Annotated in this window: 11 protein-coding genes; all 11 read right to left on the reverse strand. The window is 33.9% G+C overall.

All coding sequences use genetic code 11. The features are described from left to right. Window positions 1-12 precede the first annotated feature (12 nt). The 11 genes from argJ to BN3326_RS15875 all read right to left on the reverse strand — a co-directional run bounded on the left by argJ (window position 13) and on the right by BN3326_RS15875 (window position 12,587). Window positions 13-1,233 (reverse strand): bifunctional ornithine acetyltransferase/N-acetylglutamate synthase, encoded by a 1,221-nt coding sequence (argJ, locus tag BN3326_RS15825; RefSeq protein WP_070000240.1) that lies wholly within the window; start codon window positions 1,231-1,233, stop codon window positions 13-15. A 347-nt stretch (window positions 1,234-1,580) separates the two neighbouring features. Next, entirely contained in the window at window positions 1,581-2,654 is a 1,074-nt protein-coding gene (locus BN3326_RS15830; RefSeq protein WP_070000241.1) for a uroporphyrinogen decarboxylase/cobalamine-independent methonine synthase family protein, read from the reverse strand. Window positions 2,655-2,679: 25 nt separating this feature from the next. Next, window positions 2,680-3,624 carry an ABC transporter permease gene (locus tag BN3326_RS15835; protein WP_070000242.1) on the reverse strand — a complete coding sequence of 315 codons (945 nt, stop codon included), beginning with the start codon at window positions 3,622-3,624 and terminating at the stop codon, window positions 2,680-2,682. After that, window positions 3,621-5,120: a sugar ABC transporter ATP-binding protein gene (locus BN3326_RS15840; protein ID WP_070000243.1), complete on the reverse strand. Its 1,500-nt coding sequence runs from the start codon at window positions 5,118-5,120 to the stop codon at window positions 3,621-3,623. Before BN3326_RS15840 ends, BN3326_RS15835 begins: the two co-directional genes overlap by 4 nt. A 65-nt stretch (window positions 5,121-5,185) precedes the next feature. Further along, the gene (locus tag BN3326_RS15845; protein WP_070000244.1) at window positions 5,186-6,196 is read right to left on the reverse strand and encodes a sugar ABC transporter substrate-binding protein; all 1,011 of its coding nucleotides are present in this window, start codon (window positions 6,194-6,196) and stop codon (window positions 5,186-5,188) included. A 146-nt stretch (window positions 6,197-6,342) separates the two neighbouring features. Continuing rightward, window positions 6,343-7,956, reverse strand: coding sequence for a response regulator transcription factor (locus tag BN3326_RS15850; RefSeq protein ID WP_070000245.1), 1,614 nt, complete (start codon window positions 7,954-7,956; stop codon window positions 6,343-6,345). 12 nt (window positions 7,957-7,968) lie between these two features. Beyond that, a complete protein-coding gene (locus BN3326_RS15855) occupies window positions 7,969-9,612 on the reverse strand; it encodes a sensor histidine kinase (RefSeq protein ID WP_207646360.1) in 1,644 nt (547 codons plus the stop codon). 240 nt (window positions 9,613-9,852) lie between these two features. After that, a complete protein-coding gene (locus tag BN3326_RS15860; protein WP_070000247.1) occupies window positions 9,853-10,734 on the reverse strand; it encodes a metallophosphoesterase in 882 nt (293 codons plus the stop codon). A gap of 29 nt (window positions 10,735-10,763) precedes the next feature. Then, complete coding sequence (locus BN3326_RS15865) at window positions 10,764-11,258, reverse strand: methylated-DNA--[protein]-cysteine S-methyltransferase (RefSeq protein WP_070000248.1); 495 nt, start codon at window positions 11,256-11,258, stop codon at window positions 10,764-10,766. A gap of 132 nt (window positions 11,259-11,390) precedes the next feature. Next, window positions 11,391-11,831 carry a hypothetical protein gene (locus BN3326_RS15870; RefSeq protein WP_070000249.1) on the reverse strand — a complete coding sequence of 147 codons (441 nt, stop codon included), beginning with the start codon at window positions 11,829-11,831 and terminating at the stop codon, window positions 11,391-11,393. Between the two features lie 72 nt (window positions 11,832-11,903). Then, on the reverse strand, window positions 11,904-12,587 hold the full coding sequence (locus BN3326_RS15875) for a TIGR00266 family protein (RefSeq protein WP_070000250.1): 684 nt from the start codon (window positions 12,585-12,587) through the stop codon (window positions 11,904-11,906). Between the last annotated feature and the right edge of the window lie 18 nt (window positions 12,588-12,605).

Genomic DNA, 12,605 nt, shown 5'->3' on the forward strand with positions numbered 1-12,605 from the left:
CATAACTTCCTCCTAGCTTCTATAATCCCCATTTATTTTGACATAATCATAGCTAAGATCGCAGCCCCAAGCTGTTACTGCTGTGCTGCCTTCTTGCATTGTAATTAATATCTTAATTTCATTTTCTTGTAAGACTTCTTTTGCTTTTGCTTCACTAAATTTAACAGGAAGTCCTTGTTTTAACATACTCACATGACCAGCAATACTTTCAACCGCTATATCAACGGTACTTGGATCAAATTTCACCCCAGAGTAACCCATTGCACAGAAGATTCTTCCCCAGTTAGCATCTTCACCAAAAAAGGCAGTTTTAACAAGACTGGAAGTTAAAACACTTTTTGCAAGTGCTTTCCCATCTTCAAAGTTACCAGCACCTGTAAGGCTGACTTCTAATAATTTAGTTGCGCCTTCTCCATCTTTAACAATAGAAATAGCAATATACTTACATACTTCATATAAGCTCTCAAAGAACTTATCATAGTCTTCGCCTTCAGTATCAATAAGCGCGTTGCCTGCAAGACCGCTTGCAAGAACTAATACTGAATCATTAGTACTTGTATCACCATCTACGGTAATCATATTAAAAGTGGTATCAATCGCTTTTTTAAGCGCTTTTTGAAGCATAGGCTGTGTAATATTAACATCTGTTGTAATAAAGCCCAGCATCGTTGCCATATTAGGATGGATCATACCTGAACCTTTACCCATACCGCCAATATTTACCGTTACATTCCCTATATTCTGCTGGATAGCAATTGTTTTGCTCGCTGTATCAGTTGTAAGAATTGCTTCTGCTGCATTATTTGCAGATTCTAACTTTTCACTTACCTTAGGGGCTACTTTTTTAATACCTTCTTTAATAACAGCCATAGGTAACTCTACTCCGATTACCCCTGTTGAACAAACAAGCACTTCTTCTTTTTGTACATCAAAAGCCTCTGCTGTAGTTAATGCCATCTCTTCAGTATCTTTAAAACCTTTTTCACCTGTTGCTGCATTCGCATTACCACTGTTTACTACAATAGCATGCACTTTGTTTCCGCTTTCTAATACTTTTTGATCCCATATAACGGGTGCTGCCTTTACAACGTTTTGAGTAAATGCACCTGCATAAATACATCCTGTTTCACTGTAAACAATGGCTAAATCTTTTCTTTTATTTTTAATCCCTATATATTCTCCGGCTGCTTTAAATCCTTTTGCTGCTGTAATGCCGCCTTGTATCAATTTCATAAATAACCCTCCATTCGCTTATTGTATCTATTGTGTCTATGCCTGATTTAAATCATGCATAGCTGCTTAAATTCAATCATTAAACCTTCTTTAATAAATACTCCAACTCTTTATGATAGTTATAATTATAAGCACTTTTAATTTTTTTTCAAGAGTTTTTTCGAATTTTTATTAATATTTTTGTATTTTTATGCATTCCATATATGTATATGCATGCATTGTACTTAATGTGAAATAAACTTAAATAAATAAAATATAACAAAAAATGGATAGAGGTCAGAAAAATTACCTCCATCCATTTTTTGTTATATTTTATCTTCTATGTTATCGGTATAGTACCATCTTTATTACCACATCTCTATTCTTTTTATAATATCCTTCTGAGTCTGGGTATCTGTTACGTTCATACATAAATAAATTCCTTTTGGGTCTACTGCGTCAATAAAACTTTCCAATTCATACGTTTCTAAATCTACTACGACCCCTTTACCAGCTGCCTGGCATTTCTTAATGAGCGGTATCCATTGCATGATAGGTTTATTATTTCCTACTCCCTGTACCCATTGAATTGCATCAATTTCTTCAATGGCTAAAATATCATCTAAATGGTTAGCTACTTCTTTGCCATCAAGATGGAATATGTTATGTTTAGCAAGTTTTACTTCTTTTTTAACATAAGGTAAGGAGAATTCTTTAAAAAACTCATTGGAAAGCATGGCAGATAAGTCGCAGCTTGGTATATGCATTTTTTCAAAGGATGGAATATTCATCCAGCTTACTGATAATTGATTATGTTCCTTCAGCATCTTATCGAAGTAGTTAAACATAAATTCAAAATCCACATAACATTTATCTGCTAATTGTTTGACAAAGTCTTCATCATCATACATATCCATACAAACATCTGTCGTTCCTCTTAGGGCATCAACGCAGTCTAGGCTTGGATGAAGATCTGTATAACCTACCATAAATTTATCTTTACATCGTGTCAAAGCATAGCGTGTCATTTCTTCTAACTTCTTAAAATATTCGCTCTCCATATTAAACTTTATTTTATGAATATCTTCTTTTTCTTTAACAATTGGATGTACCCAAGATGTAACATCTCCGAACTCTATTTCTCCGCCTAAAATACCTGCATATACATTGGGCCCTAAGTTAGGCCAAAATACTGGAAAAGTTTCTCCTAGAAATTTCTTGCTTTCTAAACCTTTAATAAAACTTTCAACACGATATTCAGTATCATACCATCTTTCCTTTAGATTGCTCCATTTATTAAGCGTGTCCACATGGCTATATTCTTCATTATGTGCTGAGAACCTAATAGGGGGTCTATCTAATATTTCATTATCATACCATGCATACACTCTTTTCATTGCTTCCATAAAATCCGGTTTTGCTTCTAAGTCTAAATGCCACATATGTATTACCTCCTTAGTTTTATAGCTAGACAACTTTAGCTTTATATTTTTGAGAAACTTTATCTATTGCTACTGCCAGAAGCAGTACGCCGCCTTTGACTACCCATTGCCAAAATTCATTAACATTCATAAGAATCATACCATTAGTTAAAATACCCATAATGAGTACACCAATTAATACGCCGCCAATCTTACCTTCTCCACCATTAATACTTACGCCGCCTAATACACAGGCAGTAATAATATCCATTTCATAGCTTTGTCCAGCTGCTGGCTGCCCGCTGTTTACACGTGAAACAAGTATAATACCTGCTGCTGCTGCAAGGATTCCTTCTATCGCATAAATCTTATATTTTACCTTCTTAACAGATACTCCGGAAAGTCTGGAAGCTTCTTGGTTCCCGCCTGTTCCATAGACGGTCCTGCCAAAAACTGTTTTATTAAGTATGATAAATCCAACTATAAATACTATGGCCATAATAATGACGGGTACTGGAAAATAAGATATATAGCCTTGGCCTAAGAATAAAAATGATTTAGGAATGCCATATACTGGCTTGCCTCCACTGATTAAGTATGCCACGCCTCTTAGTAATGTCATCATACCTAATGTCGCTATCATAGGAAACATATCTAGTTCATTAATTAATACACCATTTATTAATCCTATTACAAACCCTATTACAAGTGCTACTAAACATGCGAGTATCGGATGTGTTCCTCCACCCATAAGTGTAGCCGCAGTTACAGCTGAGACACCTATTACTGACCCTACTGAAAGATCTATTCCCCCTGTTAAAATAACAAATGTCATGCCTACTGAACACATCCCTATGATAGCCACTTGTCTGAGTACATTCATAATATTAACAGATGTTAAAAATGAATCTGTCACTATTGAAAAAAACACAATGAGTGCAATGAGCGCTGCGAGTATACCATATTTTGACCAATCAACTTTATTTTTCATTCTACTTCCTCCTGTCCACCGGATGCCATGCTTAATATTTTTTCCTGCGTTGCATCCTCTCTATATAGCTCACCTGTTATACGACCTTCATGCATAACTATTATTCTATCTGACATACCAAGGAGCTCTGGCATTTCAGAAGAAATCATGATGATAACTTTGCCTTGCTTTGCAAGCTCTATCATTAGCTGATAAATTTCTTGTTTTGCTCCTACATCTATTCCTCTTGTTGGTTCATCAAATATAAGTACTTTACAATCTGTAATAAGCCATTTAGCAAGCACTACTTTTTGCTGATTGCCTCCACTTAAATTCTTTACTTTTTGGGATAGAAAAGGCGTTTTAATCTTTAGAGCTTCTTTATACTCAGTAACTATCTTTATTTCTTTCTTAGAATCAATAAGTCCAAATCTATTCGCAAAGTTACTTAAATGGGCATAAGTTGTATTTTCTTGAATGCTCATATGCAATAATGCGCCATGTTGTTTTCTATCTTCTGGTATTAAGCCAATACCAGCTGCTATAGCATCTTTTGGCGAATTAATATTGAGCTTGTTGGCATTTAACAAAATCTCTCCGCTCTTTATCTTGTCTGCACCAAATACAGCTCTTGCTGTTTCTGTTCTTCCTGCTCCAACTAGTCCTGCAAAACCTAATATTTCACCTTCGTAAGCTTCAAAATGAATATCTTTTATAATATCTGTATTAAGTCCTTTAACTTCTAATATTTTGTCTTTCTTAGCAAGTTGTTTAGGTGGAAATTGCTCTCCAAGATCTCTGTTTACCATAAGTGTTATGAGTTCTTCTTTATTCGTTTCTGATACGGATAGTGTTTGAATATATTTTCCATCTCTAAATACAGTTACTTTATCACAAATTTCAAAGATTTCTTCTAATCTGTGAGAGATGTAAATAATAGCACAGCCTCTCTCTTTCAATTTTGCAACCATTTTAAATAAATATATGAGTTCACTATTTGTTAGCGGGGCTGACGGCTCATCCATAATAATAACTTTTGCGCGCCTTGATATAGACTTAGCGATTTCTATGATCTGTTGATACCCTATTGTTAAGTCTTTGACCAATGTTTTAGGATCAATTTTTACACCTAGATCATCTAATATTTCTTTTGTTTCTTTATACATGCTCTCATAATCTACGAACATGCCCCTTTTTTTATATCTGCCATAAAAAATATTTTCTGCCACATTTAGATAAGGAATAAGATTAAATTCCTGATAGATAGCACATATTCCCATTTCTAAAGATCTTGCAGGATTATTATGGGCTATAAATTCTCCTTTATAAATAATCTCTCCTTCTGTAGGCTCTATCGCGCCTGTTATACATTTGATAAAAGTTGATTTCCCTGCACCATTCTCACCTACAATAGCATGAACTTCTCCTTTTTTAAATGTCATCGAAACACCATCTAAAGCAACTACCCCAGGATACAACTTTCGAATATTTTTTAATTCAAGCACCGTACTATTCACTTTGGTCCCTCCTTTTTGCTTTAAAATCCAAGAGCGGCATTTTGCCGCTCTTAGATTTCAAACTATTAATACTGATCAATATTTGCCTTTGTAACAGGGACCATCTGAATCTTAACAGTTTCTACTATTGGCCCGCTTTCTAGTACTTTAAGTGTTGTCTCCACTGCAAGTTTCCCTGTTCCGTATGGATCAATATCAACTGTTCCAACATACATGCTGCCTTCTTTAATCTTTTTGATAGCTTCCTCTGTTGCATCCAGTCCTACAATACATGCATTATCTTTAGTTTTTCCTGCTGCTGCAAATGTTTCAAATGCGCCTAAGGCACCTCCATCATTAATACCTGCAATGACATTTAAGTCAGGATGTGCTTGTAAGAAAGCCTCTGCTGCTGTCATTCCTTTTTCAGGTACAGCTGCAGATTGCTCTGCAACGATCTCTACATCTGGACATACGCTTAAAATACCTTCTTTTAAGCCATTTCCTCTGTCAACAAGTGATATTATTTCTGGGTAGATAAGAATAGCTGCTTTTGCTTTACCGCCTAATGTTTCTTTAATCCATTCCCCTGCTATTTTCCCCCCTGCAAATCCATAGTCATATTCATTTAAAGCAATAAGAGCAGAACTTCCTTCAACGTTTTGATTAACTGAAATAACTGGAATATTCGCCTCTTGTGCTTTTTTCACAATAGGCTCAAGAGCAATTTGATCAACTGGGCTAACCATGATTGCATCTACACCTTGAGCAATGAAATTTTCTATGGCATTAATATGTGCATTAGGATCTGCTTTCGCATCATGTATTGTTACTTCTATGCCATTTTCTTCACAATAATCTTGTACCCCTTGTACAACAGCTACAAAATAAGGGTTAGCTAAATTTTGTACTGTAAATCCTATTTTAAGCGTCTTCTTTTCTTCTTTTTTTGTTTCTTCCGATACGATTTTAGTTTCTGTTTTAGTTTCTGCCTGAGTATCTGTTTGCTTGCTTGGTGGTGTCATGCTGCAGCCTGACACCACAAACATTGAAGCTGCCAGTATTGTTCCTATTACTTTAAACATCGATCTTTTCATAAATTACCCCCTGTTTTTGTACTTTTTTATACATTTTAGTATATTTATATAGTAATTCTAAATTCACTTGGATTAAACTACACATTTTTTACTAACACTCTATTTTTTTTACATAAAAAATAACCAATAGGAATACTCTCTATTGATTATAATTTATTATTTTTGTATTCAACAGGAGTCATTCCTGTTACTTCTTTAAATACTTTAAAGAAATAATTATAGCTAGAAAACCCTACCTCTTTATAGATATCTACTACTTTTATATTGCTTCCTCGAATGAGTTCCTGAGCTTTTATAATACGATAGTGGTTAAGGTACTCTGTCAGTCCTTTTTGTATGTCTTTTTTAAATACTCTGCTAAGATAGGCACTATTAATATTCAGATACCCAGCCACTTCATTTAAAGAAATACTTTCTCCGAAATGATTATCTATATAGGCTAAAGCTTTTTTTGTTATTTCACAATAATCATTATCTAGTACCTTATACATATAGTGTGTCACCTTTTTAAATATATCACTCAACCATTTGTGCAGGTCCCCATATGTCTGATATTGATATACTTTTATATGAGGTTGTATATCTTCTTCAAAAATTTTATCTTTTGTTATATCTGCCTCTCTGCAAATCTTATTAATAAGATTAATTAATTCTATGGCTAACATCTGAACAGATTGTGCCGAATATTTATTGGTCATTATTTCACTAAATAAGTGATCAAATTCTTCTTCTAAAGCTAAGGCATCTCCTTTGTAGACATATTTTAAAATCTTACTTTCGAGTTCCATACTTAATCCTGGATGAATGACCATGGGAATACTAGTACTGACGCTCGTTATAACTTTATCTTTTCCGCCATAAAATGTGTTCTGAAGTCTCTTAACTGCGTCTAAATACTGCGCATGCATATTCATATAGTTGTTAGATATTTTTCCAATGCCAAAACAACAGGTTATATTCATGAACCTTTTAAGGCAAGCTCTTAAACGTGATACATATTCATTCAGTATGTTATAAAGTTCAAGTTCACTATGAATATTTCCGAGTGATATTGCCGCTGCAAAATCACCTTCTTGAACATGGCATATTATGCCACAGCCAAATGTATCTATTGTTTGCTGGCATATTGCTAAAAAGTTTTTTTGGAAATTTGATATAGCTTTTAAAGAATCAAATTTTTCTTGTATTATAAAATAGTCATCTATTTTAAGTGCTATTACTGCATAACTTGAAAAGCTGAGATTGTTTTGTGCATCCTCCATAAACTCTTTGATCACTGTCTCGTCTTGTATGTCTCCCACAATTAATTCTCGTATAAAATCATATTTAAGACGTGGAGTTAAAAGCTCCATGTTCTTTTTAATTTGCTCGAGTTCTGAGGGTCTTTTAAATTCTTCTTGTATTTTCTTAAAAATATTATGTAGGCTTTCTACGGTAAGGCTATGTTTTAATAAATAATCAATTGCTCCAAGCTGTATACTTTCCTTTACGTATAAAAAATCATCAAATCCACTAAGGACTATAAATTTTATGTGATTAAATACTTGTTTAATATATCTTATAAGTTGAACACCATCAACATTTGGCATACTCATATCAGTGATAACTATATCTATTTTTTTCTGATTTAAAAAATCTATAGCCTCCTGTCCATCTCCTGCCACAAAAACCTGATTGATTGGCAACTCCGTTTGTTCTATAATGCTGATTAGGCTCGTCCTAAAAAACATATCATCATCCACTACTAAAAGCGTATACATACTGTTTCCCCCTTACATTTTAGGAATATTGATTTCTACACTTGTATACATATGGGGTGTACTAGAAATATAAACACCATATTGTTCTCCATAAATAAGCTTTATTCTACTGTCAATATTAGCTATTCCTATACTTGTAAATGCAGATTTAGACTTATTTTTTATACTATCTTTTAAAACTTCTGAAATTTTCTCTTCTGATATGCCCACACCATTATCTATTACGGTTATCCTTATCTCTTCTTTCTCATCTCTTATCTTAACTTTAATAAGTCCAACCCCATCTTTAGGTGCAAGCCCATGAATGATTGCATTCTCTATAATTGGCTGCAATAAGAGTCTTGGCAACTTATAGCCTAATGCTTTTTCATCTAGGTCATAAATAATTTCAAACTTATCAAAATATCTATATCTCTGTATCGTCATATAGTCTTTTACAAGCTGTATTTCTTGGTCTATTGTAATCATATCGTCACCTTTACTCATAGCTTGGTACACCAGATTAATAAGGGCTGATATTAGTTCTTCTATATTGGGAGTATTTTGTATAGCTGTAAGACATTTAATGCTGTTTAAGGTATTAACTAAAAAGTGAGGGTTGATCTGCGCTTGCAGTGCTTTGAGTTCCATTTTTCTTTTTTGTTTTTCTGTATGTTGAATGGCTAGTAATTGTTGCTTAAGCTGCATCACCATCTCATTAAAGTTATTAACCACCATGCCTATTTCATCTCTATATGGATCAATATGCGTAGCAAGTAGCGTACCACTCTTCACACGGTTCATGGCTGCTGTTAACTGTTGCAAAGGACTCGAAATACTCTTCGCGATCAAATAAGCCACTATTATAGCTATTACTAATGTAATGATATATACAATACCCGTAGAAATCCAGAAGGCATATGCCTCTTGATACAGATATACTGTAGGTATTAAACTTACTATATACATATCTAAATTCTTAATGGCTGCAAAGCTGCACAGATATTTTTTATCACCTATTGTTGTTATAAAACTACTATCATCTTCACTACCTGTATCCATTATCTCCTGAAATAAATTAACGCCTTTAACACGCTCGCCTCTTTTTCCAAACTGTGACCCTCCTGATATAATAGTATTTTCTTGATCAATGATAAATGTTGTCTCATGCTCTTTGAGATACAAATATCTATACATTTGACTAAAATAGGTTTCATCTAATCTTACTAACATATACCCAATAGGCATGTTGGTTTTAGTATCTTTTATTTCAATTGAAATAATAAGCTGTCCCTTATCCTTTGTTATGTTAAACAATGTTCTTTGCTTATTTTTCTTTGTCCCTTCTATAATTTTCTTTAGCTCATCTTTTGTTATTTCATATTTTTTATTCATTCCACCATAGGCTACGATATAATCATAATCTCGGGTATATAGAGTAATCTGAGAGGTCTGGTTAAGATAGGACATTTGTCCTGCTACAAATTGATGAATGTCTTGTTTGACTTCATAGAGTGTTGCTGTATCTAACGAATGATAGTTTTTCAGGATATATTGAATCAGTTTAACGCGGCTAAGCTGTATAATTTCATTTTCTAAAGTAAAATTTTTATTACCTAGATTATCTGCTACTTGCTGTAAATTCTGTACCATCATATTACCTGTTTTTTCTACCATTGCATTGCTAACTTTAGAAAAGTAAAAAACAAATGAAATAATTAGAGGAGATATAATTAATAGTACGAAAGAGACTATTAATCTTGGAAACACCCTTATATCCCTTATGCCTCTTATCTGCTGCTGTCTATTCTTGAAGAACGTTTGTAAATTTATATTCAAAATTAACACCCTCTATCAGTTCTTTTGGCTTAATTATTCAAATATGTTTTTCTATTTGTTTTCATCTATTCATTTTTATTATTTGAATTCTAATTTAAAAACCGTAATCTCAGGAATATTAAGAAATCGATACTTTAACTGACTTGTACCTAGTCCAGAATTGACATAGAGCCTCATGCGTGTGTTTCCTTCTATCTCATACATCCCCTTAATATATTTCTTAGCATAAGGTGGTGTAAGAGGCGATCCTATAAACGGAATTGTTACCTGTCCTCCATGACTGTGTCCTGACAGCTGTAAATCTATGGGATAAGCTTTCACCTCATCAGCTATATCTGGCGCATGAGATATAAACACATTATAGTGCGCTTTATTTATATTTTGGGTAGCTTTTTTGATATCAGGACTACCTAGAAGTAAGTCATCAATACCCATTATATTTATCTTTTGATTATTGCCTAAATCTATTATATAACTACTATTATCTAGCAGTATAAAACCCGAACGCTCCATAATCTGCTTGTATCTGCGGGTTCCATTTCCGCCATGATCATGATTGCCATACACTGCAACTTTAGCTAGTTTGGCTTTTAAGGCAGTGAGCTCTCTAATAATGGCTTCCGCATCTTCATATTCTTTATTATTATCTATCAAATCTCCAGTGAATACGATAATATCTGGTGTATTTTCATTTATCTTTACAACTGTTTTTTTAAGATTATTAAGTGTATAGTCTTCGCCTAAGTGCGTATCACTAAACTGGGCGATCTTTAGTGCTTTACGGTCTGAACTTAGTGTCTCAGATATAATAACTTCTTCATGAATAATGAGTAATTCTGGTTCTATATATCTTGCATAGACAAAAATACATAAACCTATTAATCCTAAAAATATAATTGTCTGAACGACCATTTTAATCATGTAAAATACTAATTTAAATAAACCTATAATTAATTTCATATAAACTCCCTAGTCTACTTCTGACCTACTTAAGCTAAGTAACGATGCTCATGTTCAAGCAGTTTTATTTTCGTATCAACTTTACTCCCTGCAAAACCTACCATTTCTCCATTTTTGCCAATCACTCTATGACAAGGAATAATAAGCGGAATAGGGTTTGCTCGATTAGCTCCGCCCACTGCCCTTACGGCCTTAGGATTGCCTATCCGTGAAGCAAGTTCACTATATGAGATTGTTGTACCATAAGGAATACGCGCTAGATTCTGCCATACTTGCTCTCTAAAAGGTGTACCTTCTATATGCATAGCAAAATTAAAGCATGTTCTCTCTCCTTTAAAATATTCATCAATCTGTTGTTTTATCTCTTTACACAGACCTTCATTTCTTTTGCAAAAAGTATTTTCTTTTAAGTACCTGTCAATTTCTTCTTCAAAAAGCATTATTCTTTCAAGCCCCCTATCTGATACAATCATTCCAATGGGACCAATTAAACTTGATTCATAAATATCATATCCTATTTTCATATGCCACCCGCTTCCTTGTTATTACACTTAAAGAACATTTATTCTTATTATAAGACATTTTTACTTGATGTACATCATCCCTGAATAAAAAAAACAAATGCTCTTTAAATAACCTAAGAGCATTCGTTCGTATTAAGCTGTTATTTTACATTCTATACCAAATTTACCTTTTGCCTGATAGCCAATCAATTTGATGATAAACTTACCATCTCTTTGTGCAATATATTTGAATGTATTATTATTCATGTTTTTAAAAATTTTAATAGGCATGCTGCATTCATCAACTAAAATAGCTTGTAGTGTCCCTTCTGTTAATGTGCCAACAATCTTAATTTCTAATACGGCTTTAGTTTTTATAGGATATTCCCATGACTTAATGCCATCAAAATATTTCAAAAGAAGTCTATGATTAAAAAGTGTTTTATCTTCTGAAATAATAATGTAATTGGAAATCTCTTTGTGCGACTTTTTTTTCCTGACAGTCTTAAAGATTATCCAAGTACTGAACATACCTATCACCACTATCCCTATGATATATCCCCAATGACCTATTTGTATGTTTATAATGACCACCTGCTTTAAGCCTGCCTACTGCATTTATCTCTTTTTCATTATATTCATCAGGCTTAAATTAGTTGTTAGTTGCTATTCGTTTCTATGCGGAAGGTAGGGGAGAATACGGCTTGCAAAGCTTGGCATCGTCATCGTTTGCAGCCATACCTTTCCGGGTCCAATGAGTTTTGTTAAAAACAATCCCTCTCCGCCAAACAATATATTTTTAAAGCCTTTAACCGTCTCTACTTCGTATCTTACACTTGATTCAAAAACAGCTACATTGCCTGTATCTACCCGTAAAACTTCACCTGGTCTTAAGTTATATTCTGCAAGACTTCCATCTATCTCAATAAAAGCTTTGCCATATCCAGATAATCTTTGAAGCAAAAAGCCTTCGCCTCCAAATAAGCCAGATGCAATGCCCTTGGTTGTCTGAACACTTAATTGCACTTGGGGCTCGGCACATAAAAAAGCACTTTTTTGACAAGTATACTGGTGCGCTGCATCTACATCGAGAACTAGAATACTTCCTGGAAAAGATGAAGCAATAACAATTTCTGAGTTAGGTGATGTAGAAGTATAAGTTGCCATAAATAAAGACTCTCCTGTAAGCATCCGGCCAAGCCCCTTCATAAGTCCACCTTTCATATTTGTACTCATTGTGATGCCTTCAGTCATCCAGGTCATCCCCCCTGACTGCGTATAAATACTTTCTCCAGTCTCTAGCTTAATAGATACTGCCGGCAAATTATTGCCAAAAATGGTATACCTCATAAAAACCCTCCTCTATTT

The organism is Cellulosilyticum sp. I15G10I2 (assembly GCF_900095725.1).
GTDB lineage: Bacteria > Bacillota > Clostridia > Lachnospirales > Cellulosilyticaceae > FMMP01.